General features: G+C 52.6%; 23 protein-coding genes. 15 read left to right on the plus strand and 8 right to left on the minus strand.

Annotation, left to right across the window (positions count from 1 at the left end; genetic code table 11):
- Positions 1–251 precede the first annotated feature (251 nt).
- Positions 252–956, plus strand: a complete 705-nt coding sequence (locus J4613_RS21420; RefSeq protein WP_001131144.1) for a FadR/GntR family transcriptional regulator — start codon at positions 252–254, stop codon at positions 954–956.
- Positions 957–967: 11 nt separating this feature from the next.
- Positions 968–2,395, plus strand: coding sequence for a multidrug transporter subunit MdtD (gene mdtD / locus J4613_RS21425; protein ID WP_000202071.1), 1,428 nt, complete (start codon positions 968–970; stop codon positions 2,393–2,395).
- Here the strand turns inward: mdtD and rbsR are convergent.
- The 7 genes from rbsR to kup form a co-directional block, all read right to left on the minus strand.
- Positions 2,361–3,359 (minus strand): ribose operon transcriptional repressor RbsR, encoded by a 999-nt coding sequence (gene rbsR / locus J4613_RS21430; protein ID WP_000224491.1) that lies wholly within the window; start codon positions 3,357–3,359, stop codon positions 2,361–2,363. The two genes, mdtD and rbsR, sit on opposite strands and share 35 nt — an antisense overlap.
- Before the next feature lie 3 nt (positions 3,360–3,362).
- A complete protein-coding gene (rbsK, locus tag J4613_RS21435; RefSeq protein WP_000844728.1) occupies positions 3,363–4,292 on the minus strand; it encodes a ribokinase in 930 nt (309 codons plus the stop codon).
- 132 nt (positions 4,293–4,424) lie between these two features.
- The gene (gene rbsB / locus J4613_RS21440) at positions 4,425–5,315 is read right to left on the minus strand and encodes a ribose ABC transporter substrate-binding protein RbsB (protein ID WP_001056260.1); all 891 of its coding nucleotides are present in this window, start codon (positions 5,313–5,315) and stop codon (positions 4,425–4,427) included.
- A gap of 24 nt (positions 5,316–5,339) precedes the next feature.
- Complete coding sequence (gene rbsC / locus J4613_RS21445; RefSeq protein WP_000211345.1) at positions 5,340–6,305, minus strand: ribose ABC transporter permease; 966 nt, start codon at positions 6,303–6,305, stop codon at positions 5,340–5,342.
- A 5-nt stretch (positions 6,306–6,310) separates the two neighbouring features.
- Positions 6,311–7,816 carry a ribose ABC transporter ATP-binding protein RbsA gene (gene rbsA / locus J4613_RS21450; RefSeq protein ID WP_208293671.1) on the minus strand — a complete coding sequence of 502 codons (1,506 nt, stop codon included), beginning with the start codon at positions 7,814–7,816 and terminating at the stop codon, positions 6,311–6,313.
- Positions 7,817–7,823: 7 nt separating this feature from the next.
- Complete coding sequence (gene rbsD / locus J4613_RS21455) at positions 7,824–8,243, minus strand: D-ribose pyranase (protein ID WP_000715944.1); 420 nt, start codon at positions 8,241–8,243, stop codon at positions 7,824–7,826.
- A gap of 216 nt (positions 8,244–8,459) precedes the next feature.
- Positions 8,460–10,328, minus strand: a complete 1,869-nt coding sequence (gene kup / locus J4613_RS21460) for a low affinity potassium transporter Kup (protein WP_000102338.1) — start codon at positions 10,326–10,328, stop codon at positions 8,460–8,462.
- A gap of 347 nt (positions 10,329–10,675) precedes the next feature.
- Here kup and ravA point away from each other — a divergent pair, with 347 nt between their 5' ends.
- On the plus strand, positions 10,676–12,172 hold the full coding sequence (gene ravA / locus J4613_RS21465; RefSeq protein ID WP_111742536.1) for an ATPase RavA: 1,497 nt from the start codon (positions 10,676–10,678) through the stop codon (positions 12,170–12,172).
- Complete coding sequence (viaA, locus tag J4613_RS21470; protein ID WP_111742537.1) at positions 12,166–13,617, plus strand: ATPase RavA stimulator ViaA; 1,452 nt, start codon at positions 12,166–12,168, stop codon at positions 13,615–13,617. Before ravA ends, viaA begins: the two co-directional genes overlap by 7 nt.
- 4 nt (positions 13,618–13,621) lie before the next feature.
- Here the strand turns inward: viaA and asnA are convergent, their stop codons facing one another.
- Positions 13,622–14,614 carry an aspartate--ammonia ligase gene (gene asnA, locus J4613_RS21475; RefSeq protein ID WP_000845123.1) on the minus strand — a complete coding sequence of 331 codons (993 nt, stop codon included), beginning with the start codon at positions 14,612–14,614 and terminating at the stop codon, positions 13,622–13,624.
- 150 nt (positions 14,615–14,764) lie between these two features.
- Between asnA and asnC the strand changes: the two genes are divergently transcribed.
- From asnC to atpG, 11 genes are all read left to right on the plus strand, one after another.
- Positions 14,765–15,223 (plus strand): transcriptional regulator AsnC, encoded by a 459-nt coding sequence (asnC, locus tag J4613_RS21480; RefSeq protein ID WP_000433018.1) that lies wholly within the window; start codon positions 14,765–14,767, stop codon positions 15,221–15,223.
- Positions 15,224–15,312: 89 nt separating this feature from the next.
- Positions 15,313–15,756, plus strand: a complete 444-nt coding sequence (gene mioC / locus J4613_RS21485; protein WP_000763722.1) for an FMN-binding protein MioC — start codon at positions 15,313–15,315, stop codon at positions 15,754–15,756.
- Between the two features lie 378 nt (positions 15,757–16,134).
- On the plus strand, positions 16,135–18,024 hold the full coding sequence (mnmG, locus tag J4613_RS21490; protein ID WP_000499872.1) for a tRNA uridine-5-carboxymethylaminomethyl(34) synthesis enzyme MnmG: 1,890 nt from the start codon (positions 16,135–16,137) through the stop codon (positions 18,022–18,024).
- 102 nt (positions 18,025–18,126) lie between these two features.
- Positions 18,127–18,750 (plus strand): 16S rRNA (guanine(527)-N(7))-methyltransferase RsmG, encoded by a 624-nt coding sequence (rsmG, locus tag J4613_RS21495; protein WP_001528235.1) that lies wholly within the window; start codon positions 18,127–18,129, stop codon positions 18,748–18,750.
- Between the two features lie 615 nt (positions 18,751–19,365).
- Complete coding sequence (atpI, locus tag J4613_RS21500) at positions 19,366–19,746, plus strand: F0F1 ATP synthase subunit I (protein ID WP_000116685.1); 381 nt, start codon at positions 19,366–19,368, stop codon at positions 19,744–19,746.
- An 8-nt stretch (positions 19,747–19,754) separates the two neighbouring features.
- Complete coding sequence (gene atpB, locus J4613_RS21505; RefSeq protein ID WP_000135632.1) at positions 19,755–20,570, plus strand: F0F1 ATP synthase subunit A; 816 nt, start codon at positions 19,755–19,757, stop codon at positions 20,568–20,570.
- Between the two features lie 46 nt (positions 20,571–20,616).
- A complete protein-coding gene (atpE, locus tag J4613_RS21510; protein ID WP_000429386.1) occupies positions 20,617–20,856 on the plus strand; it encodes a F0F1 ATP synthase subunit C in 240 nt (79 codons plus the stop codon).
- A gap of 59 nt (positions 20,857–20,915) precedes the next feature.
- A complete protein-coding gene (gene atpF, locus J4613_RS21515; protein WP_001052212.1) occupies positions 20,916–21,386 on the plus strand; it encodes a F0F1 ATP synthase subunit B in 471 nt (156 codons plus the stop codon).
- Positions 21,387–21,400: 14 nt separating this feature from the next.
- Positions 21,401–21,934, plus strand: coding sequence for a F0F1 ATP synthase subunit delta (atpH, locus tag J4613_RS21520; protein ID WP_001288957.1), 534 nt, complete (start codon positions 21,401–21,403; stop codon positions 21,932–21,934).
- Between the two features lie 12 nt (positions 21,935–21,946).
- On the plus strand, positions 21,947–23,488 hold the full coding sequence (atpA, locus tag J4613_RS21525) for a F0F1 ATP synthase subunit alpha (RefSeq protein WP_001176751.1): 1,542 nt from the start codon (positions 21,947–21,949) through the stop codon (positions 23,486–23,488).
- Between the two features lie 50 nt (positions 23,489–23,538).
- Positions 23,539–24,402, plus strand: coding sequence for a F0F1 ATP synthase subunit gamma (gene atpG / locus J4613_RS21530; protein WP_000896506.1), 864 nt, complete (start codon positions 23,539–23,541; stop codon positions 24,400–24,402).
- Positions 24,403–24,405: the final 3 nt, after the last annotated feature.

Consider the following 24,405-nt stretch of genomic DNA (forward strand, 5'->3'; position numbering starts at 1 on the left):
CCGTGAGGTTCTGGTCTGAACCCCGCTGACCCGGCGGCCTGTGTGCCGTTGTTCCGTGTCAGTGGTGGCGCATTATAGGGAGTTATTTCTGCCTGACAAGAGGAAATTTAAAATAATTTTCTGAGTGTCTCTTTTTTCATCAATAGCGTGCTTAACGTGCCATAAAATAAGCAAATTGCCGTTATTGCAACTGCAATCACACTTCCAGGTGGCATACTAATAACCAAACGAAAGAGAAAGGAAGAACATTCATGCCTTTAAGCGCACAACAATTAGCCGCACAGAAAAATCTATCCTATGTTCTGGCTGAAAAGCTGGCGCAGCGGATATTAAAGGGTGACTACGCCCCCGGTACGATTCTTCCCGGCGAAATAGAACTGGGCGAGCAGTACGGCGTAAGTCGAACGGCAGTTCGCGAAGCGGTGAAAACGTTGACGGCTAAAGGTATGGTGCTACCCCGTCCGCGCATTGGTACGCGGGTGATGCCGCAGGGAAACTGGAACTTTCTGGATCAAGAGCTGCTGACCTGGTGGATGACGGAAGAAAATTTTCATCAGGTGGTAGATCATTTTCTGGTGATGCGTATTAGCCTGGAGCCGCAAGCCTGCCTGCTGGCGGCGACGCTTGGCACTCCGGAGCAGAAAGCGCGGCTTAATGCCTTAATGGAAGAGATGGTCGCGCTGAAAAAGCATTTTAAGCGTGAACGCTGGATTGAAGTGGATATGGCGTGGCACGAGCATATCTACGAAATGAGCGCCAATCCCTTTCTAATCTCTTTTGCTACGCTATTTCATTCGGTTTATCACACTTACTTTACCTCAATCACCTATAACGAGGTGGTAAAGCTGGATTTGCACCAGGCCATTGTTGATGCCATCGCTGATGGCGACGGCGAACGCGCTTTCCAGGCCTGTCAGGCGTTGTTAATAGCGCCCAATGAGAGACCAGATAATTAACAGGATATTGAATGACCAGCAAAAAAGCGCGCAGTATGGCTGGCCTGCCGTGGATCGCGGCGATGGCCTTCTTTATGCAGGCGCTAGACGCCACCATTTTGAATACCGCTTTACCGGCTATTGCGCATAGTCTTAACCGTTCACCACTCGCCATGCAGTCCGCTATTATCAGTTATACCCTGACAGTAGCCATGTTAATTCCGGTAAGCGGCTGGCTGGCTGACCGCTTCGGTACGCGTCGCGTCTTTATGGTTGCCGTAAGTCTGTTTACGTTAGGCTCGCTGGCCTGCGCGCTCTCCAGTTCACTATCTGAATTGGTTATTTTTCGCGTCGTACAAGGCGTCGGCGGAGCGATGATGATGCCAGTGGCGCGACTGGCGTTATTGCGAGCCTATCCGCGTAGTGAGCTGCTGCCCGTTCTTAACTTTGTCACTATGCCGGGGCTGGTAGGTCCGATTCTGGGGCCGGTATTAGGCGGCGTACTGGTGACCTGGGCAAGCTGGCACTGGATCTTCCTGATTAATATTCCCATTGGGGTTGCAGGCATTCTGTATGCCCGCAAATATATGCCCAACTTCACCACGCCGCGTCGCAAGTTTGACATGACCGGCTTCTTTCTTTTTGGATTAAGTCTGGTTTTATTTTCCAGCGGAATGGAACTGTTTGGCGAAAAGATTGTGGCGACATGGATCGCATCCGCCATTATTTTTTGCAGTATCGTTCTACTATTGGCCTATATCCGCCACGCCCGCCGTCATCCGACACCGTTAATATCACTATCGCTGTTTAAGACACGCACATTTTCCGTCGGTATTGCCGGCAACCTCGCCACGCGTCTGGGGACAGGCTGCGTACCTTTTTTGATGCCGTTAATGCTACAGGTTGGTTTTGGCTACCCGGCTCTGATCGCCGGCTGCATGATGGCGCCGACAGCTTTGGGTTCTATTATCGCGAAATCGACCGTAACGCAGGTTTTGCGACGTTTGGGATACCGGAAGACTCTGGTCGGCATTACGGTATTTATCGGTCTGATGATTGCCCAGTTTTCGTTTCAATCTCCCGCCATGCCGATCTGGATGCTCGTGCTGCCGCTATTCATTCTTGGAATGGCGATGTCCACTCAATTTACGGCAATGAATACGATTACTCTTGCGGATCTGACGGACGATAACGCCAGCAGCGGCAACAGCGTTCTGGCGGTTACGCAGCAATTGTCTATCAGTTTAGGCGTGGCGATCAGCGCGGCGGTGTTACGTATTTATGAAGGTTTTGCGGGCACCAGTACCGTGGAACAGTTCCACTATACCTTTATCACGATGGGGGCGATCACTATCGTGTCCGCGCTGATGTTTATGCTGCTAAGAGCCAAAGACGGCAACAATCTGATTAAAGAACGGCATAAATCTAAACCGACCCACGCACCGTCAAAACCGGAGTAAGCTGAAGTCGCTGTTGTTGCAAGGCGGGCTGCGCCATCCGATGAATCAACACATCAATAGCCAGCTCGCCCAATTCATCTTTCGGCTGATGGATAGTCGTCAGCGGCGGCGTCATATAGCGCGCCAGCTCAATATCATCATAGCCAATGACTGCCATATCCTGCGGAATACGAAGCCCCGCCTGATATAGCGCCTGATAGGCGCCGACAGCCATCGCATCGTTTCCGGTAAAAACCGCTTGCGGTCGCTGTTGATGGGCGAGTAACGCCTGCATGGCGTCAAAGCCGCCGCCAAATTCAAAATCGCCGGTGATCTCATAGCCTTGCGGAATAGCCAGCCCTGCGCGTTTCATCGCCGCCCGATACCCTTCCAGCCGCAAACGCGCTGGCGTTTTGTCCAGCGGGCCGGTAATACAGGCTATTCGGGTAAATCCTTTATCGATAAGGTATTGGGTAGCAAGATCGCCGCCTAGCAACGAATTATCCTGAATGAGATCGCTATCGCCCTCACCATCAAACGGCGACCAGTCCATCATGACGGTAGGAATAGACGGATAACGCTCCATGATTTCACGAGAAGGCTGATGCGTTTCGGTACACAGCAGCAGTAAACCGTCTACCCGTTTTTGCATCAGGGTCTCCAGGTTGCGGTTCATCCGTTGCTCGTCGCCTTCGGTATTGCACAACACCAGACTATAACCGCGCTCAAAACAGCTTCGCTCAACGCCGCGCACCAGTTCGGAATAAAAAGGGTTGGTACTGGCGGTAATTAGCATACCAATCGTGCGGGTCTGGTTTAACTTGAGGCTTCGCGCCAGCGCAGAAGGCGCATAGTTAAGTGATTTAATCGCCGCTTCAACTTTTTCGGTTATCGTCTCACTCACAAAGCGATCTTTGTTAATAACGTGAGAGACCGTCGATGTAGAGACTCCCGCCAGGCGGGCAACATCTTTCATAGTAGCCAAGCGTTACCCCTGCTGATGTAAAAACGCTTCTATCTCTTCGCGCCACGGAACGGAAGGTTGCGCGCCTTTACGCGTTACGGCAATCGCGGCGGCGGCATGGGCAAAGCGAATCGCTTCCGGCAACGGCGTCTCCTCCAGTATCGCGGTGATAAAGGCGCCGTTAAACGTATCTCCGGCGGCAATGGTATCGACAGCCTCAACGCTAAAACCAGGAACGCGGCGGCCCTCGCCGTCTACGCTGGCCCAGACGCCACGGCTTCCTAAGGTAATTAATACGGTTCGAATGCCTTTATCATGCAAAACCTGCGCAGCTTTCGCGGCATCGTCGTCATTTTCCACACGCACGCCCGTCAGCTTTTCAGCTTCCGTTTCATTTGGCGTGATGATGTCCACCAGCGCCAGCAGTTCATCCGGTAGCTCACGGGCAGGCGCCGGGTTAAGCGCAACAGTAGTATGATGTTGATGGGCGATTTTCGCCGCCGCCAGTACGCTTTCCAGCGGCGATTCCAGCTGCATCAGTAACGCATCCGCCTGCGCGATACGTTCACGTTGCGCATCAACCAACGCCGGCGATAACGCGGCATTCGCTCCGGCATGAATACCGATGACGTTCTCGCCTTCGCCGTTAACGAAAATCAGCGCCACCCCGGTAGACTCGCCTTTAATAACGCTAACTGGCGCGATATCAATACGATCGCTGACTAATTGTTTACGAATACTGTCGCCAATATCGTCATCGCCTGTGCAGGCAATAAACGCAATATTTGCCCCGCTACGTCCCGCAGCAACCGCCTGATTCGCGCCTTTCCCGCCAAACGCGACCTGATAATGGCTACCGGTTACCGTTTCACCCGGGGTAGGGAAGGACTCAAGATTAAGGATATGATCGGCATTAATGCTGCCAAGGACGATGAGATTACCTGCGGTTTTCATATTCGGGGTTCCACGTCAAAGTGCGCCACCGGTTAGGGTGGCGCGTGCCCTGCTTTTCTTTTTTTACGTTCACCTCAGCGGAGGCTCGCGTATTTCTGTCGCCATCAGGCCATAGTTGACCCGTGTCGTTTATTACTGCTTGATGACCAGTTTCAGGTCAACCGGATATTTGGCCTGAACTTTTTCGCCTTTCAGCACCTTATCCGCCACTTCAACGCCTTTGGCGCCGATTTGATCCGGTAACTGAGCGATAGTCGCTGCCAGTTTGCCATCTTTTACGGCCTTTTCGCCATCCGGCGTACCGTCAAATCCAACCACCATCACATCTGCTTTACCGGCAGTTTGCAGCGCGCGCAGTGCGCCCAGCGCCATTTCATCGTTCTGGGCGAAGACAGCCTGAACATCCGGATGCGCGGTCAGCAGGTTCTGCATGACGTTCAGACCCTTAGTACGGTCGAAATCGGCAGGCTGGCTGGCCAGGACATTAAATTTGTGGGCGGCTACCGCCTGCTGGAAACCTTCGCCACGCTCACGCGCCGCAGATGTTCCGGCAATGCCTTGCAGCTCAATCACTTTGGCGCCTTCACCAGCTTTTTTCGCGATATAGTCGCCAGCAATCTTACCGCCCAGCACGTTATCAGACGCGATATGGCTGACGACATCACCTTTGGTTGCCTGGCGGTCAAGTGTGATAACCGGAATCTTCGCCTGGTTCGCCATCTTCACCGCGTTACCCACCGCATCGGAGTCAGTCGGGTTGATCAGCAAAATTTTGGTCCCGCGAACGGTTAAATCCTGCACGTTCGCCAGCTCTTTGGCAGGGTTGTTCTGGGAGTCCAGCACCACCAGGTTATAACCCAGTTTATCCGCCTCTTTTTGCGCCCCGTCTTTTAACGACACGAAGAAGGGATTATTGAGGGTAGAGATCACCAGCGCAATGGTGTCTTTCGCCATTGCATTCGCGCTCACGGTGGCGCTCAGCGCAACAGCAGATACCAGGGTAGCCAGTTTTTTCATGTTCATATTTCAGATGTCCTGTAGTCGTTGTTACTGCTTTTTGTTGTCTACCAGTACCGCCAGCAAAATCACCACCGCTTTGACGATCATCTGGTAATAGGAGGAAACACCTAACAAATTCAAACCATTATTAAGGAAGCCGAGAATCAATGCGCCGATCAATGTCCCAACAATGCGCCCTTTACCACCTGCAAGGCTGGTGCCGCCCAGCACCACGGCAGCAATAGCATCCAGCTCATAGCCGGTACCCGCCGTCGGCTGCGCGGAAGAGAGGCGCGCCACTTCAATGATGCCCGCCAGCGATGCTGTCAGGCCGCAAAGTGAATAGACGATAATTTTCACTTTGCTCACGCTAATGCCAGACAGACGCGTCGCCGCTTCGTTACCGCCCAGCGCGTAGATATAGCGTCCCAGACGGGTGTGATGCAGCATATACCAGGCGGCGATAAAGACGATAGCCATGATCCAGACCGGCGTAGGAACGCCCAGCGGACGGCCGATACCGAACCAGCCAAACAGATCGGCGTTATCGGTAAAGCCAGTGTTGACCGGGCTACCGTCGGTGTAAACCATCGTTACACCGCGCAGTAATAGCATCATCACCAGCGTAGCGATAAACGCCTGTACGCGGCCTTTCGCGACGATAACGCCAGTAACAGCGCCAATCGCGGCGCCCAGCGCCAGCGCGGCGGCAACCGCGACCAGCGCATTCACTTCAACGCCGACGATTGAAGCGGCAACCGCGCCGGTGAGCGCCAGCAGGGAACCGACGGACAGATCGATCCCCGATGTCAGAATCACCAACGTCATCCCCACCGCCATAATGGCGTTGACGGAGGTCTGTTGAAGAATATTGAACAGATTATTAACGGTAAAAAAGTTGGGGCTCAACGTCGACACAATCGCGATCAACACCAGCAGGGCAATGAGCGACTTCTGCTCAAGAAGCCACGCTTTAGTGAAATAACGGCGACCAGAAACAGCCTGGGTTGTCATCTTTTTTACTCCTGATTCACGCGATTAAGCTTGCCCACTGCGGCAGCCATTAACACTTCTTGGGTGGCCTGCTCGCGAGTAAATTCACCGCTGAGATGCCCTTCATGCATGACGATGATGCGATCGCTCATGCCTAATACTTCTGGCATCTCAGATGAGACCAGAATGATGCTCAGGCCGTCGGCCTTAAACTGGTTGATAAGCTGGTAAATCTCTTTCTTGGCGCCGACGTCCACGCCGCGGGTCGGCTCGTCGAGAATGAGCACTTTCGGGCGCGTCATCAACCCGCGGGCAATCGCCACTTTTTGCTGATTACCGCCAGAAAGCAGGCCTATCGCCTGTTCCATTGACGGCGTCTTGACGTTGAACAGACGGATAAAATCCCCCACCGCCTGCTGCTCATCTTTGTGTTTCAGGCTTCCGCCAGCGCGGCTGAAATAGTCCAGCGCCGTCAGCGACATATTCTCTTTAACTGACATGCCGAGCACCAGTCCATCGCGCTTACGGTCTTCAGAGATATAAACGATGCCATTGGCCAGCCCGTCCTGCGGAGAACGCGTCACCACTTCGTGTCCATCGAGCGTCACGTAACCGCTGGTTCGCGGCATCGCGCCGTACAATACTTTCATCAGCTCGGTGCGACCGGCGCCCATCAGGCCGGAGATGCCAAGGATCTCGCCTTTTCGCAGCACAAAAGAGACATCATTCACGCCCGGTCCGCACAGATTATCGACCTTCAGGCGAATCTCACCCGGCGCGTTATCCAGATGCGGGTACTGATCTTCCAGCTTACGTCCCACCATCATTTCGATAAGAAAATCTTCGGTCAACGTGGCCACTTCACGCTCGGCGATAAATTGCCCATCGCGGAAGACCGTCACGTCATCGCAAATTTCGAAAATCTCTTTCATACGGTGGGAGATATAGACAATGCCGCGCCCCTGCGATTTTAATTCGCGGATAACGCGGAACAGAGAGTCGGTTTCAGTGTCGGTCAGCGCATCGGTCGGTTCATCCATAATGATGACTTTGGATTCGAAGCTCAGCACTTTGGCGATTTCCACCATTTGCTGATCGCCGATAGAGAGTTCGCCCACCAGCTTATCGCTCTTAAAACGCAGATTGAGTTTGGCTAAGAGGTGGTCGGCTTCGGCATACATCTTTTTCCAGTCGATTTTGCCAAAGCGATTCACAAACTCACGGCCCAGGAAGATGTTTTCCGCAATGGTCAACTGCGGAATCAGGTTCAGTTCCTGATGAATAATGCCGATCCCGGCTTCCTGAGACGATTTAGGCCCATTAAAGGTGGTCTCTTTACCCAGCCATAACAACGATCCCGCATCTCGCGTATAGATGCCGGTTAATACTTTCATCATGGTGGATTTTCCGGCGCCGTTTTCCCCCACCAGCGCCATAACGCGGCCAGGATAAACGTTTAACGCGGCGCCGGAGAGAGCCTTCACGCCGGGGAACGCTTTATCGATCCCTTTGAGTTGCAGTAATGCGTCCATAGCGGCCTCAGAACGTAACGCCAGCGCAAAGAATGACGTTCGCATACGGGGAACACTCCCCGCTGCGAATCACCGCCTGACTGTCTGCAGTCAATTTTTTGAATTGTTCGTGTGTCGTATAACTAATTTTTATGGTGTTTCCCTGGTGTTGCTGCAGTTGCTCAAGGTGAGTGAGCAACGTTTCGTGGAGCTGCGGATTCTGTTGTTTGATTTCCGTTGCAAGAATCGCCGCCTCAACCTGCATTTCCCGGGTCACGACATCCACCACCTGCATAAAAGAAGGTACGCCCTGGGTTAGTGCCATATCGATACGCGCGGTGCTATTCGGGATGGGTAAACCCGCATCACAGACCACCAGAGTATCAGTATGCCCCAGACGGGAAATGACCGACGAGATTTCAGAGTTGAGTACGGTGCCTTTCTTCATTTTTCTGCTCCACTAGCGAAACGTTTCGCTGGCCGCAGTGTAACCCTGGATGTGTTCATAAAACCATCATGACGTAACAGAATTGTGATCGCCGTCGAAACGTTTCGCTAGCGGAAATCAGGTGAAGATAATCGCCATCAGGCGATTATCTTGTGGGAATCTACGGATTGGTCAGGCCGGGTAAGCCAACGCGGCCCCCGGCATGTTGATGGGAGGTTAAATCTCGACCTGCGTACCTAACTCAATCACGCGGTTAGGCGGGATCTCGAACTGATCCGGCGCGCGCAGGGCGTTACGTTGCAGCAACAAATACAGTTTACCGCGCAAACGCAAATACCACGGGCGTTTGCCGACAATCAACGACTCGTGCGACATAAAGAACGACGTTTCCATCATCCGACAGCTAAGCCCTTCCAGACCGCAGCGGTGGAACACCTCTTCAACGTTTGGCGTTTCGCGCCAGCCGTAGCTAGCCACCACGCGCCAGAATGTCGGAGACAACTGCTCAATCTGCACCCGGCGAACGTTATGCACATAAGGCGCATCTTCCGTACGCAACGTCAGTAAGATTACGCGCTCATGCAACACTTTGTTGTGCTTCAGGTTATGCAATAAAGCAAAAGGGATCACACTGAGCGCGCGCGACATGTATACGGCAGTACCCGGTACCCGAACCGGCGGTGACTTCTCCAGTGAAGCAATCATCGCTTCCAACGAATTACCGTGTTCATGCATACGACGCAACAGACGGAAACGCTCGCTCTTCCAGGTGGTCATGATCGTGAACATGATCAGGCCCAGGCTCAGCGGAAGCCAACCACCGGACAACAATTTGTCGAGGTTGGCCGAGAACAGCGGGATATCCACGCACAGGAATGCGATGAGGATCAGCGCGACAAAATATTTGTTCCAGTGCCAGTTCTTACGCGCCACGGTCGTAGAAAGAATAGACGTCAGCACCATCGTGCCGGTCACGGCGATACCATAGGCCGCCGCCAGGTTGCTGGAGTGCTCAAAGCTAACAATAACAACCACGACCGCGAAATAAAGCAGCCAGTTAACGAAAGGGATATAGATCTGACCGGATTCCATCTCGGAGGTATGGATAATGCGCATTGGCGACAAATAGCCAAGACGCACGGCCTGACGCGTCAGCGAAAAGACGCCGGAAATGACCGCCTGGGAGGCGATCACCGTCGCCAGCGCGGCCAGAATCAGCAGCGGAATTAACGCCCAGTCCGGTGCCAACAGGAAGAAGGGGTTTTTAATCGCTTCCGGATGCTTTAGTAGCAATGCGCCCTGACCAAAGTAGTTCAGTACTAACGACGGCAATACCACGGTAAACCACGCCAGGCGAATCGGGAACTTACCGAAGTGTCCCATATCGGCGTACAACGCCTCTACGCCGGTAATCGACAGCACCACCGCGCCCAACGCAATAAACGATACGGTTTTATATTCAAGGAAAAAACGTACCGCCCAGACAGGATTCAGCGCATGTAACACTTCGGGATTGGCGATAATACTGCGCAGGCCAAGTACCGCCAGGATTAAAAACCAGGTCAGCATGATCGGCGCAAAGAGTTTCCCTACCATTCCCGTACCGTGCTTCTGAATCATAAACAACAGAGTCAGCACAATAATGGAAAGCGGGACAATCCAGGTATCCAGCTGCGGCGCGACAATTTCCAGGCCTTCAATCGCCGACATCACTGAAATCGCCGGCGTAATGACCACTTCGCCATAGAAAAAGCTGCCGCCTATCAGTCCCATGATAACTAACATGGATGTGGTGCGCGCCGAGGTATTACGCCCGGCAAGCGACATCAGTGTCAAAATTCCACCTTCACCCGCGTTATCGGCGCGCATCACGAAGGTGAGATATTTGATGGAAACCACAAAGATGAGTAGCCAGAAGATCAGCGACAGAAAACCAAACACGGCATCTCGTTCAACGCCAAAACCAAACTGACCGGACAAACATTCACGAAGCGTATAAAGCGGGCTGGTACCAATATCACCGTAGACAACCCCAATAGCTGCGAGGGTAATCGCAGGCAACGATTGCTTATTATCAGTGCTCATAGACTCATCTTTCGTTTATACACGTCACCCTTCACGCTACCTCCTTGTCGGCTGCATTCGCTTACCCCAGTCACACGTTTAAGTCAGTGCCAGGGGATTCACTCCTTTGCCGCCTTGATGTAGTTTGAATGAATGAGTGTATAGATATGAAATGTGTGCTTAGTCCCTTGGCCCACAAAAAAGCGCACAGTATGCACGATTAATCATAAAATCGTACCCCTAAATGAAGCCAGATTAACCTGGCTCAAAGAAAAATAAACAGCGCGTCAGACGATTACAGCCCCGGTGGTGAAACGTCTATACTCGCAATTAGCATGATCCATTTGTCGAAAGGACGCCTCTTTATTATGGCTCACCCACATTTATTAGCGGAAAGAATTTCCCGTCTGAGCAGCGCCCTTGAGAAGGGGCTGTATGAACGTAGTCACGCCATACGCCTGTGCCTACTGGCGGCGTTAAGCGGTGAAAGCGTCTTTTTGTTGGGCCCGCCCGGTATCGCCAAGAGTCTGATTGCCCGCCGCCTGAAGTTTGCTTTCCAGCGCGCCCGCGCTTTTGAATATCTGATGACACGCTTTTCCACGCCGGAAGAGGTGTTTGGCCCGCTCTCTATTCAGGCGCTGAAAGATGAAGGTCGCTATGAACGCTTAACGACCGGCTATCTTCCCGAAGCCGAAATCGTTTTTCTGGATGAAATCTGGAAAGCCGGGCCCGCTATCCTGAACACATTGCTGACCGCCATTAACGAACGCCATTTCCGCAACGGCGCATTTGAGGAAAAAATTCCGATGCGGCTGCTGGTGGCGGCCTCTAACGAACTGCCCGAAGCGGACAGCAGCCTGGAAGCGTTGTACGACCGAATGTTGATTCGCCTGTGGCTGGATAAAGTTCAGGATAAAGCCAATTTCCGCTCCATGCTGGTTAGTCAGCAGGATGAGAGTGATAACCCGGTCCCCGCCTCGTTACAGGTTAGCGACGAAGAATATCAACAGTGGCAAAAAGATATCGGCACGATTTCACTCCCTGATCCGGTCTTTGAGCTGATATTTACTCTGCGCCAACAGCTGGATAATTTGCCGAATGCGCCTTATGTCTCCGACCGTCGCTGGAAGAAAGCCATCCGCCTGTTACAGGCCAGCGCCTTCTTTAGCGGACGCGACGCGGTTGCGCCGATTGACCTTATCCTGCTAAAAGATTGCTTGTGGTATGACGCGCAGAGTCTGAATCTCATGCAACAGCAACTGGAAATATTGATGACCGGACACGCCTGGCAGCAGCAGGCCATGCTGACTCGCCTCGGCGGTATTGTCCAGCGCCGCCTCCAGTTGCAGCAACAGCAAAGCGATAAAACCGCCTTCACCGTCATTAAAGAAGGCGGTATGTTCAGCCGCCGCCCGCATTACACTTTACCGCCGGAAGCCAGTGCGTCAACGTTGACGTTATTGCTACAAAAACCGCTAAAACTGCATGATATGGAAGTGATCCATATTACCTTTGACCGCAGCGCGCTGGAACTTTGGCTGACCAAAGGCGGCGAGATCCGCGGCAAACTGAACGGGATCGGCTTTGCCCAAACGCTGAATATGGAAGTCGATAACGCTCAACATCTGGTGGTGCGCGACATCAGTCTACAAGGTACCCGTCTGGCGTTACCGGGAGCGGCTGAAGACAGTATGCCTGCGGAGATCAAACAGCAGCTGGAAACGTTAGAAAACGACTGGCGCCAGCAGCATACCCGCTTCAGCGAACAGCAACATTGCCTGTTTATTCACAGCGACTGGTTAGGGCGCATTGAGGCCAGCCTGCAGGATGTAGGAGAACAGATCCGCCAGGCGCAACAATGCTGACGCTGGATACGCTAAATACCATGCTGGCCGTCAGCGAAGAGGGAATGGTCGAAGAGATGATCCTCGCGCTACTGGCTTCCCCACAGCTGGTCATTTTCTTTGAAAAGTTTCCACGTTTAAAAAACGCCGTGACCGCCGATCTCCCGCGCTGGCGGGAAGCGCTACGCAGCCGTCTTAAAGACGCACGCGTTCCGCCGGAACTCACGGAAGAGGTCATGTGTTATCAGCAAAGCCAACTTCTCTCTACACCACAGTTCATCGTGCAACTGCCGCAAATACTGGCGTTGCTTCATCGCCTGCATTCACCGTATGCCGCGCAGGCGAAGCAGTTGACGGAGAGCAACAGTACCTTTACCCCTGCGCTACACACGCTTTTTTTGCAACGCTGGCGGTTAAGTCTGGTCGTGCAGGCCACCACGTTAAACCAGCAACTACTGGAAGAAGAGCGCGAGCAGTTGCTGAGTGACGTTCAGGAACGGATGACGCTGAGCGGGCAACTGGAACCGACGCTGGCGGAAAATGATAATGCCGCAGGCCGCCTGTGGGATATGAGCACGGGCCAGCTTAAACGTGGTGATTATCAACTGATCGTAAAATACGGCGAATTTCTCGCCGCCCAGCCGGAGCTAATGCAACTGGCGGAACAACTGGGACGTTCGCGGGAAGCCAAATCGGTACCGAAAAAAGACGCGCCGATGGAAACCTTTCGTACACTGGTACGCGAACCCGCAACGGTGCCGGAGCAGGTTGACGGTATTCAGCAAGGCGATGATATTCTGCGCCTGTTGCCGCCAGAGCTGGCGACGCTCGGCATCACCGAGCTGGAATATGAATTCTACCGCCGGTTAGTGGAAAAACAGCTCCTCACCTATCGCCTGCATGGCGAAGCGTGGCGTGAGAAAGTAACCGAACGGCCGGTAGTACACCAGGATGTCGACGAGCAGCCGCGCGGACCGTTTATTGTCTGCGTCGATACTTCAGGCTCGATGGGAGGATTTAACGAGCAGTGCGCAAAAGCGTTCTGCCTGGCGTTGATGCGCGTTGCGCTGGCGGATAACCGCCGCTGCTTTATTATGCTGTTTTCCACTGACGTTGTGCGCTATGAACTCTCCGGCCCGGAAGGTATCGAGCAGGCTATCCGCTTTTTAAGTCAACGTTTTCGCGGCGGCACGGATATCGCCAGCTGTTTTCGCGCCATTATTGAAAGAATGCAGGGACGGGAATGGTTTGATGCCGATGCGGTGGTCATTTCGGATTTTATCGCCCAGCGCTTGTCGGATGACGTGGTGAGCAAAGTGGGAGAGTTGCAGCGTCTTCACCAGCATCGATTCCATGCGGTGGCGATGTCGGCGCACGGCAAACCCGGCATCATGCGCATTTTCGATCATATCTGGCGCTTTGACACCGGGATGCGAAGCCGCCTGCTGAGACGCTGGCGGCGCTAACGGCTTATAAAATAGCAGGAATGCTTTCGCGAACCTGCGCGGGCCATACGCCGCACTGTACCTGACCAATATGCGGCAATTGCAGCAGCAACATCGTCAGACGCGACTGCCCAATCCCGCCGCCGATGGTCTGCGGCATTTCGCCGCGCAGCAGCGCCTGATGCCACTCCAGTTGCAGACGATCTTCATCACCGGTCAACGCCAGCTGGCGCATCAGCGTATCGGCATCTACGCGAATACCCATAGAGGAAAGCTCAAACGCATCTTCCAGCACCGGGTTCCACACCAGGATATCGCCGTTCAGACCGGCGTAGCCCAGCTCAGATGCGGAGCTCCAGTCATCATAATCCGGCGCGCGTACATCATGGCGGTGGCCATCGCTCAGTTTACCGCCGATCCCCACCAGGAAAACGGCGCCAAGTTCTTTGGCAATCGCGCGTTCGCGCCCTTTCGCATCCAGATCCGGATAGCGAGACAACAGCTCCTGGCTGTGAACAAACTGAATTTGCTCTGGCAGGAACGGCGCCAGACCAAACTGTTTATGCACTTCTGCTTCCGTCGCCTTAATTCCTGCCCATATAGCCTCTACTGTGCTTTTCAGGGTGGAAAATTGGCGCTCGCCATCGCCCATGACACGCTCCCAGTCCCACTGATCCACATAGACCGAGTGGAGCGGAGAGAGTCGGTCTTCATCGGGGCGAAGGGCTTTCATGTGCGTGTACAGTCCTTCGCCCGCGCTGAAGTCATGTTGCCCCAGGGTTTGACGTTTCCACTTCGCCAGTGAATGCACCACTTCGAACTGGGCGTCAGGCAACGCTTTCACTTTTACCTGCACCGCTTTTTCACAGCCGGACAAATTATCCTGCGTACCATCCCCTACGCGACTCAGGATCGGCGCCTGGACCTCAATCAGACCCAGACGCTCCTCCAGCTGGCGAGAGAAATGTGATTTCACGAAGCTAATTTGACGTTGTTTGGCAATGTAAGCGGTTTTCATTTTTTTACTCCTGCGTCCTGTTGCCTATGATTAAGCAACAAAACGAGAGTACTATTCAATAATCAACAGATAAAAAGCTAATTTATGTTTTGATTCGTTAAAAATAATGGCTAAAATAGAGATAATCATTAATCTGCATAAGAAAAAGCGATGGAAAATTATCAGATCGACAATCTGGACCGCGGCATACTTGACGCCTTAATGGGAAATGCCCGCACCGCCTACGCCGAACTGGCCAAACAATTTGGCGTTAGCCCTGGAACCATTCACGTTCGCGTCGAGAAAATGAAGCAGGCCGGGATCATTACGGGCGCACGGATTGACGTCAGCCCTAAACAGCTGGGCTACGATGTGGGCTGCTTTATTGGCATCATCCTCAAAAGCGCCAAAGACTATCCCTCCGCACTGGCCCGGCTGGAAAGCCTGGATGAAGTGACGGAAGCGTATTACACCACCGGTCACTACAGCATCTTTATAAAAGTGATGTGCAAATCAATCGACGCGCTTCAGCACGTACTTATCAACAAGATCCAAACAATTGATGAAATTCAGTCCACTGAGACACTGATCGTCTTGCAGAACCCGATCATGCGCACCATCAAGCCATGATCGGCTTTTTTAATCCCACATTTTTCCACAGGTAGATCCCAGCTCGTTCACAGAGTACAATGCAGCCTCTTTACCTGAGCGAGCGATCAATGGCAGACATTACTCTTATCAGCGGCAGCACCCTGGGCGGCGCCGAATACGTCGCGGAACATCTGGCGGAAAAGCTGGAAGCTGCCGGTTTTTCAACCGAAACGGTGCACGGCCCGTTATTAGAGGATCTGTCAACTTCCGGGATCTGGCTGATAATCAGCTCAACGCACGGCGCCGGAGACATTCCGGACAACCTGACTCCTTTCTATGAAGACCTTCAGACGCAGAAACCCGATCTTTCCGCGGTACGTTTCGGCGCAATTGGCATTGGTAGTCGAGAATACGACACGTTTTGCGGCGCGATTGAGAAAATAGAAGCGGAACTGAAAGGCGCTGGCGCAAAACAGGTTGGGGAAACACTGAAGATCAACATCCTTGAACATGAGATTCCGGAAGATCCAGCGGAGATTTGGCTCGGATCCTGGATTAATTTACTCAAATAAGTGTAAAGATCGTGCGATCCATTGTGGATAAATCTGGTGGAAAGCTTGGATCAACCGGTAGTTATCCAAAGAATAACCGTTGTTCACTTTTTGAGTTGTGTATAAGTACCCGTTTTGATCCCAGCTTATACGGACCACGATCACCGATCATTCACAGCTAGTGATCCTTTCCAACGCATTGATCTTTATTACAGGATCCGGGTTATCCACAGCCTGGAGCGATCCTAATAAGAGATCACAATAGAACAGATCTCTAAATAAAAAGATCTTCTTTTTAATAGCCCGGATCCCGGGGCTTTCTCCATCGGCTAAAGTTGAGTAGAATCCACCGCCCGGGCTTCAATCCATTTTCACACCGCGTTATGCGAGGCAATTACCATGTTTTATCAGGATCCTTTTGACGTCATTATTATTGGCGGGGGTCATGCAGGCACTGAGGCCGCGATGGCCGCAGCGCGTATGGGTCAACAGACTCTGCTTTTGACACACAATATTGACACGTTGGGACAGATGAGCTGCAACCCGGCGATCGGCGGTATTGGAAAGGGACATCTGGTAAAAGAGGTGGATGCGCTCGGCGGTCTGATGGCGAAAGCGATCGATCAGGCAGGTATTCAGTTTAGGATACTAAACGCCAGCAAAGGTCCGGCTGTTCGCGCTACCCGGGCTCAGGCGGATCGAGTCTTATACCGCCAGGCGGTGCGTACCGCGCTGGAGAATCAGCCGAATCTGATGATCTTCCAGCAAGCGGTTGAAGATCTGATTGTCGAAAACGATCGCGTTGTCGGCGCTGTGACCCAAATGGGGCTCAAATTCCGCGCGAAAGCGGTGGTGCTGACAGTCGGAACCTTCCTCGACGGCAAAATTCATATTGGTCTGGATAACTACAGCGGCGGTCGTGCTGGCGATCCGCCATCCATCCCGCTGTCTCGCCGTCTGCGTGAGCTTCCGCTACGCGTCAGTCGCCTGAAAACCGGCACACCGCCGCGTATTGATGCGCGTACTATCGATTTCAGCGTGTTGGCTCAACAGCATGGCGATAACCCGATGCCGGTTTTCTCGTTTATGGGGAATGCTTCTCAGCATCCGCAACAGGTGCCGTGTTACATCACGCATACCAATGAGAAAACCCATGACGTGATTCGTAATAACCTCGATCGTAGCCCAATGTACGCTGGCGTGATCGAAGGGATCGGCCCACGCTACTGTCCTTCGATCGAAGACAAGGTGATGCGTTTTGCCGATCGTAACCAGCATCAGATCTTCTTGGAGCCGGAAGGACTGACCTCTAACGAGATTTACCCTAACGGTATCTCCACCAGCCTGCCGTTTGACGTGCAGATGCAGATTGTCCGTTCCATGCAGGGCATGGAGAACGCGAAGATCGTTCGCCCTGGTTACGCGATTGAGTACGATTTCTTCGACCCGCGCGATCTGAAACCGACTCTGGAAAGTAAATTTATTCACGGCCTGTTCTTTGCTGGTCAAATCAACGGTACTACCGGTTATGAAGAGGCTGCGGCGCAGGGCTTGCTCGCTGGTCTGAATGCCGCGCGTCTTTCCGCCGACAAAGAGGGCTGGGCGCCTGCGCGTTCTCAGGCTTATCTCGGCGTGCTGGTGGACGATCTCTGTACGCTGGGCACCAAAGAGCCGTATCGCATGTTTACCTCCCGCGCCGAATATCGCCTGATGCTGCGTGAGGACAACGCCGATCTGCGTTTGACTGAAATGGGCCGCGAGCTGGGTCTGGTGGATGATGAACGCTGGGCGCGCTTCAACGAGAAGCTGGAAAATATCGAACGCGAACGTCAGCGGCTGAAATCGACATGGGTAACGCCGTCTGCGGAATCCGCCGATGAAGTGAATGCGCATTTGACCACGCCTCTCTCCCGTGAGGCCAGCGGCGAAGATCTGTTGCGTCGTCCGGAAATGACCTACGCGCAGCTCACTTCGCTTGCCGCATTCGCGCCTGCGCTTGAAGATGAGCAAGCCGCTGAGCAGGTGGAAATCCAGGTCAAATACGAAGGCTATATCGCTCGCCAGCAGGATGAGATTGAAAAACAACTACGTAACGAGAATACGTTGCTGCCTGCCACGCTGGATTATCGTCAGGTTTCCGGTCTGTCGAACGAAGTTATCGCCAAGCTGAACGATCATAAACCGGCGTCTATCGGCCAGGCATCGCGTATCTCCGGCGTTACGCCAGCGGCAATCTCCATTCTGCTGGTATGGCTGAAAAAACAAGGTATGCTGCGTCGTAGCGCTTGATAACACTAATTTGGCGGGGGCGCTTCGCTTGCCCGCCCTACAAATTTGTAGGCCCGATAAGCGAAAGCGCATCGGGCATTTGATTATTAACAGGTAATGACCGTGCTCAACAAACTCTCTCGTCTGCTGGCTGATGCCGGTATTTCTCTTACCGATCACCAGAAAACGCTGCTGGTCGCCTACGTTGATATGCTGCACAAATGGAACAAAGCATACAACCTGACGTCAGTGCGGGATCCCAACGAAATGTTGGTACGCCATATTCTCGACAGCATAGTCGTTGCGCCGTATCTTCAGGGACAGCGTTTTATCGACGTAGGAACAGGACCGGGGCTGCCGGGCATCCCGCTGGCTATTGTTCTCCCTGACGCGCATTTCACCTTACTCGACAGCCTGGGCAAGCGGGTACGTTTTCTGCGTCAGGTCCAGCACGAACTGAAACTGGAAAACATCACGCCGGTTCAAAGCCGCGTTGAAGCCTATCCCTCCGAACCGCCGTTTGATGGCGTTATCAGCCGCGCTTTCGCATCGTTGAATGATATGGTGAGCTGGTGTCACCATCTGCCGGGAGAGAAAGGGCGTTTTTATGCCTTAAAAGGGCAATTGCCAGGGGATGAAATTGCCTCACTACCTGACGATTTTAGCGTCGAATCTGTTGAAAAATTACGCGTTCCGCAACTGGAAGGCGAGCGGCATCTGGTGATTATTAAGTCAAACAAAGTTTAATTTTTATCAAAAAAAATAGAAAAAAAACGACGCGGCTTGTGTTAAAAATCGACAGGTATAACGCATTTCAGCGTTGTTACATTTAACTCTGGATTTACGGTTTCGTTTCAACATGACAACGTCGCTTCTTTTGTTAAAACAGAGAGTAATCAACTTTGTAAATATCAGTCTGCTAAAAATCGAATCGAAAAATCACTTTTGCTTGTTAAATTTTTATTATAAATGTCAATGGGGCGTTTTTAAGGTGTAAGCTGGTATTTTTAAAACAGTACCTGGTTTTACGCTTAAATATCAAAAAGATGAAAAGGCATGAATTGACACGTAAATGAATTGCGTAAGCATGAATATGTTTAATGTGTGATCTGGTGCACGCTTTATCGCCAGTGTTTTCGCGCTATTTGCAGTTTTGTACGATCGTTCACACTTTGGCTAAAAGTTAAAAATGCGGGCCAGAGAAAAATATTTAAACATTTATTCACCTTTTGGCTACTTATTGTTTGAAATCACGGGGGCGCACCGTATAATTTGACCGCTTTTTGATGCTTGACTCTAAGTCTTAAAGAACGTTTTATACGACACGCGGCATACCTCGAAGTGGGCAGGAGTAAAAACGTGATGTCTGTGTCGCTCGTGAGTCGAAACGTTGCTCGTAAGCTTCTGTTCATTCAGTTTCTGGCGGTAATAGCAAGTGGATTGCTGTTTTGCCTCAAAGACCCCTTCTGGGGCATCTCCGCAGTATGTGGGGGATTGGCAGTGGCACTGCCTAATATGTTGTTTATGATATTTGCCTGGCGTCACCAGGCGCATACACCTGCTAAGGGCCGCGTGTCCTGGACTTTCGCCTTCGGTGAAGCCTTCAAGGTGTTAGCGATGCTGGTTTTACTGGTGGTGGCGTTGGCGGTTTTAAAGGCGGTGTTTTTGCCGCTGATCGTTACGTGGGTTTTGGTGCTGGTGGTTCAGATACTGGCGCCGGCTGTAATTAACAACAAAGGGTAAAAGGCATCATGGCTTCAGAAAATATGACGCCGCAGGAATACATAGGACACCATCTGAATAACCTTCAGCTGGACCTGCGTACTTTCTCGCTGGTGGATCCGCAGAACCCCCCAGCCACCTTCTGGACGCTCAATATTGACTCCATGTTCTTCTCGGTGGTGCTGGGTCTGTTGTTTCTGGTGATGTTCCGTAGCGTTGCTAAAAAAGCGACCAGCGGCGTGCCAGGCAAGTTTCAGACCGCGATTGAGCTGATAGTCGGCTTTGTGCATGGCAGCGTCAAAGACATGTACCATGGCAAAAGCAAGCTGATTGCGCCGCTGGCCCTGACGATTTTCGTCTGGGTATTCCTTATGAACCTGATGGACTTACTGCCTATCGACCTGCTGCCGTATATCGCTGAGCATTGGCTGGGTCTGCCGGCAACGCGCGTGGTGCCGTCTGCTGACGTCAACATCACCCTGTCGATGGCGCTGGGCGTATTCATCCTTATTCTGTTCTACAGCATCAAAATGAAAGGCATCGGCGGCTTCGCAAAAGAGTTGACGCTGCAGCCGTTCAATCACTGGGCGTTCATTCCTGTCAACTTAATCCTTGAAGGGGTAAGTCTGCTGTCCAAACCGGTTTCTCTCGGTCTGCGACTGTTCGGCAACATGTATGCCGGTGAGCTGATTTTCATTCTGATTGCTGGTCTGTTGCCGTGGTGGTCACAGTGGATTCTGAATGTGCCGTGGGCCATTTTCCACATCCTGATTATTACGCTGCAAGCCTTCATTTTCATGGTTCTGACGATTGTCTATCTGTCGATGGCGTCCGAAGAGCATTAATTTACCAACACTACTACGTTTTAACTGAAACAAACTGGAGACTGTCATGGAAAACCTGAATATGGATCTGCTGTACATGGCTGCCGCTGTGATGATGGGTCTGGCGGCAATCGGTGCTGCGATCGGTATCGGCATCCTCGGGGGTAAATTCCTGGAAGGCGCGGCGCGTCAACCTGATCTGATTCCTCTGCTGCGTACTCAGTTCTTTATCGTTATGGGTCTGGTGGATGCTATCCCGATGATCGCTGTAGGTCTGGGTCTGTACGTGATGTTCGCTGTCGCGTAGTAAGCGTTGCTTGAATTAAGAGCAATATCAGAAGGTTAACTAGATAGAGGCATTGTGCTGTGAATCTTAACGCAACAATCCTCGGCCAGGCCATCGCGTTTATTCTCTTTGTCTGGTTTTGCATGAAGTACGTATGGCCGCCGTTAATGGCAGCCATCGAGAAACGTCAGAAAGAAATTGCTGACGGTCTCGCTTCTGCTGAACGAGCACATAAGGATCTTGACCTTGCAAAGGCCAGCGCGACCGACCAGCTGAAAAAAGCGAAAGCGGAAGCTCAGGTAATCATCGAGCAGGCAAACAAACGCCGCGCTCAGATCCTGGACGAAGCCAAAACTGAAGCAGAGCAGGAACGTACTAAAATCGTGGCGCAGGCGCAGGCGGAAATTGAAGCCGAGCGTAAACGCGCCCGTGAAGAGCTGCGTAAGCAAGTTGCTATCCTGGCTGTTGCTGGCGCCGAGAAGATCATCGAACGTTCCGTGGATGAAGCTGCTAACAGCGACATCGTGGATAAACTTGTCGCTGAACTGTAAGGAGGGAGGGGCTGATGTCTGAATTTGTTACGGTAGCTCGCCCCTACGCCAAAGCAGCTTTTGACTTTGCCGTTGAACACCAAAGTGTAGAGCGCTGGCAGGATATGCTGGCGTTTGCCGCCGAGGTAACCAAGAACGAACAAATGGCAGAGCTTCTCTCTGGCGCGCTGGCGCCGGAAACGCTCGCTGAGTCGTTTATCGCAGTCTGCGGTGAGCAGTTAGACGAAAACGGTCAGAACCTGATTCGGGTGATGGCTGAAAATAATCGTCTGAACGCGCTCCCGGATGTTCTGGAGCAGTTTATTCATCTGCGTGCCGCCAGTGAAGCTACCTCCGAGGTAGAAGTTACGTCGGCAACCGCATTGAGTGAAGAGCAGCTTTCGAAAATCAGCGCCGCGATGGAAAAACGTCTGTCACGCAAAGTGAAGCTGAATTGCAAAATCGATAAGTCTGTAATGGCAGGCGTTATCATCCGGGCGGGTGATATGGTCATTGATGGCAGCGTACGCGGCCGTCTTGAGCGCCTTGCAGACGTCTTGCAGTCTTAAGGGGACTGGAGCATGCAACTGAATTCCACCGAAATCAGCGAACTGATCAAGCAGCGCATTGCTCAGTTCAATGTGGTGAGCGAAGCTCACAACGAAGGTACTATTGTTTCTGTCAGTGACGGTGTTATCCGCATTCACGGCCTGGCCGATTGTATGCAGGGTGAAATGATCTCCCTGCCGGGTAACCGTTACGCTATCGCACTGAACCTGGAGCGCGACTCCGTGGGTGCGGTAGTCATGGGTCCATACGCTGACCTTGCCGAAGGCATGAAGGTTAAATGTACGGGGCGTATCCTGGAAGTTCCGGTTGGCCGCGGCCTGCTGGGACGTGTGGTAAACACCCTGGGTGCGCCAATCGACGGTAAAGGTCCGGTTGATAATGACGGCTTCTCTGCCGTTGAAGCGATTGCGCCGGGCGTTATCGATCGTCAGTCTGTCGATCAGCCGGTGCAGACCGGTTATAAAGCCGTTGACTCCATGATCCCAATCGGTCGTGGTCAGCGTGAACTGATCATCGGTGACCGTCAAACCGGTAAAACCGCACTGGCTATCGACGCCATCATCAACCAGCGCGATTCCGGTATCAAATGTATCTATGTCGCTATCGGCCAGAAAGCGTCCACCATCTCTAACGTGGTGCGTAAACTGGAAGAACACGGCGCGCTGGCTAACACCATTGTTGTGGTGGCGACCGCGTCTGAATCCGCTGCGCTGCAATATCTGGCGCCGTATGCCGGTTGCGCAATGGGCGAATACTTCCGTGACCGCGGTGAAGATGCGCTGATCATTTACGATGACCTGTCTAAACAGGCTGTTGCTTACCGTCAGATCTCCCTGCTGCTCCGTCGTCCGCCAGGACGTGAAGCATTCCCGGGCGACGTATTCTACCTCCACTCTCGTCTGCTGGAGCGTGCTGCGCGTGTTAACGCCGACTACGTCGAAGCCTTCACCAAAGGTGAAGTGAAAGGGAAAACCGGCTCTCTGACCGCGCTGCCGATTATCGAAACGCAGGCAGGTGACGTTTCCGCGTTCGTTCCGACCAACGTAATTTCCATTACCGATGGTCAGATCTTCCTGGAATCTAACCTGTTTAACGCCGGTATTCGTCCTGCGGTTAACCCGGGTATCTCGGTATCCCGTGTAGGTGGCGCAGCCCAGACCAAGATCATGAAAAAACTGTCCGGTGGTATTCGTACCGCGCTGGCGCAGTATCGTGAACTGGCGGCGTTCTCTCAGTTTGCATCCGACCTTGACGATGCCACCCGTAAACAGCTTGACCACGGTCAGAAAGTGACCGAACTGCTGAAACAGAAACAGTATGCGCCGATGTCCGTCGCGCAGCAGTCTCTGGTTCTGTTCGCAGCAGAACGTGGTTATCTGGCGGATGTCGAACTGGCGAAAATCGGTAGCTTCGAAGCCGCACTGCTGGCTTACGTCGACCGTGATCACGCTCCGCTGATGCAAGAGATCAACCAGTCCGGTGGCTATAACGACGAAATCGAAGGCAAGCTGAAAGGCATCCTCGATTCCTTCAAAGCAACCCAGTCCTGGTAACGTCTGGCGGCTTGCCTTAGGGCAGGCCGTAAGGCATTGAGGAGAAGCTCATGGCCGGCGCAAAAGAGATACGTAGTAAGATCGCAAGCGTCCAGAACACGCAAAAGATCACTAAAGCGATGGAGATGGTCGCCGCTTCCAAAATGCGTAAATCGCAGGATCGCATGGCGGCCAGCCGTCCTTATGCAGAGACCATGCGCAAAGTGATTGGTCACCTTGCGAACGGTAATCTGGAATATAAGCACCCCTACCTGGAAGAGCGCGACGTTAAACGCGTGGGCTACCTGGTAGTGTCGACCGACCGTGGTTTGTGCGGTGGCTTGAACATTAACCTGTTCAAAAAGCTGCTGGCGGATATGAAGGCATGGTCCGATAAAGGCGTTCAGTGCGAACTCGCAATGATCGGCTCTAAGGGCGTGTCATTCTTTAATTCCGTAGGCGGCAACGTTGTCGCTCAGGTGACAGGTATGGGGGATAACCCTTCTCTGTCCGAACTGATCGGTCCGGTTAAAGTGATGTTGCAGGCCTACGACGAAGGCCGTCTGGACAAGCTTTACATTGTCAGCAACAAATTTATTAACACCATGTCTCAGGTGCCGACGATCACTCAACTGCTGCCGCTGCCGGCGTCAGAAGATGATGATCTGAAGCGTAAAGCCTGGGATTACCTGTATGAACCAGACCCGAAAGCGCTGCTGGATACTCTCCTGCGTCGTTATGTGGAGTCTCAGGTTTATCAGGGCGTGGTAGAAAACCTGGCCAGCGAGCAGGCCGCACGAATGGTGGCGATGAAAGCCGCAACCGATAATGGCGGCAGCCTGATTAAAGAGCTGCAGTTGGTATACAACAAAGCTCGTCAGGCCAGCATTACTCAGGAACTCACCGAGATCGTCTCGGGGGCCGCCGCGGTTTAACCA

The organism is Salmonella sp. 32020114201800008SM, from assembly GCF_017572025.1.
Classification (GTDB): Bacteria; Pseudomonadota; Gammaproteobacteria; order Enterobacterales; family Enterobacteriaceae; genus Salmonella; species Salmonella enterica.

Bases quoted from the DNA above. Each gene is read 5' to 3' on its own strand.
- J4613_RS21420 (WP_001131144.1), top strand. From the start codon at position 252: ATGCCTTTAAGCGCACAACAATTAGCCGCACAGAAAAATCTATCCTAT.
- mdtD (WP_000202071.1), top strand. From the start codon at position 968: ATGACCAGCAAAAAAGCGCGCAGTATGGCTGGCCTGCCGTGGATCGCG.
- rbsK (WP_000844728.1), bottom strand. From the start codon at position 4,292: ATGAAAACCGCAGGTAATCTCATCGTCCTTGGCAGCATTAATGCCGAT.
- rbsB (WP_001056260.1), bottom strand. From the start codon at position 5,315: ATGAACATGAAAAAACTGGCTACCCTGGTATCTGCTGTTGCGCTGAGC.
- rbsC (WP_000211345.1), bottom strand. From the start codon at position 6,305: ATGACAACCCAGGCTGTTTCTGGTCGCCGTTATTTCACTAAAGCGTGG.
- rbsA (WP_208293671.1), bottom strand. From the start codon at position 7,816: ATGGACGCATTACTGCAACTCAAAGGGATCGATAAAGCGTTCCCCGGC.
- rbsD (WP_000715944.1), bottom strand. From the start codon at position 8,243: ATGAAGAAAGGCACCGTACTCAACTCTGAAATCTCGTCGGTCATTTCC.
- kup (WP_000102338.1), bottom strand. From the start codon at position 10,328: ATGAGCACTGATAATAAGCAATCGTTGCCTGCGATTACCCTCGCAGCT.
- ravA (WP_111742536.1), top strand. From the start codon at position 10,676: ATGGCTCACCCACATTTATTAGCGGAAAGAATTTCCCGTCTGAGCAGC.
- viaA (WP_111742537.1), top strand. From the start codon at position 12,166: ATGCTGACGCTGGATACGCTAAATACCATGCTGGCCGTCAGCGAAGAG.
- asnA (WP_000845123.1), bottom strand. From the start codon at position 14,614: ATGAAAACCGCTTACATTGCCAAACAACGTCAAATTAGCTTCGTGAAA.
- asnC (WP_000433018.1), top strand. From the start codon at position 14,765: ATGGAAAATTATCAGATCGACAATCTGGACCGCGGCATACTTGACGCC.
- mioC (WP_000763722.1), top strand. From the start codon at position 15,313: ATGGCAGACATTACTCTTATCAGCGGCAGCACCCTGGGCGGCGCCGAA.
- mnmG (WP_000499872.1), top strand. From the start codon at position 16,135: ATGTTTTATCAGGATCCTTTTGACGTCATTATTATTGGCGGGGGTCAT.
- atpI (WP_000116685.1), top strand. From the start codon at position 19,366: ATGTCTGTGTCGCTCGTGAGTCGAAACGTTGCTCGTAAGCTTCTGTTC.
- atpB (WP_000135632.1), top strand. From the start codon at position 19,755: ATGGCTTCAGAAAATATGACGCCGCAGGAATACATAGGACACCATCTG.
- atpE (WP_000429386.1), top strand. From the start codon at position 20,617: ATGGAAAACCTGAATATGGATCTGCTGTACATGGCTGCCGCTGTGATG.
- atpH (WP_001288957.1), top strand. From the start codon at position 21,401: ATGTCTGAATTTGTTACGGTAGCTCGCCCCTACGCCAAAGCAGCTTTT.
- atpA (WP_001176751.1), top strand. From the start codon at position 21,947: ATGCAACTGAATTCCACCGAAATCAGCGAACTGATCAAGCAGCGCATT.
- atpG (WP_000896506.1), top strand. From the start codon at position 23,539: ATGGCCGGCGCAAAAGAGATACGTAGTAAGATCGCAAGCGTCCAGAAC.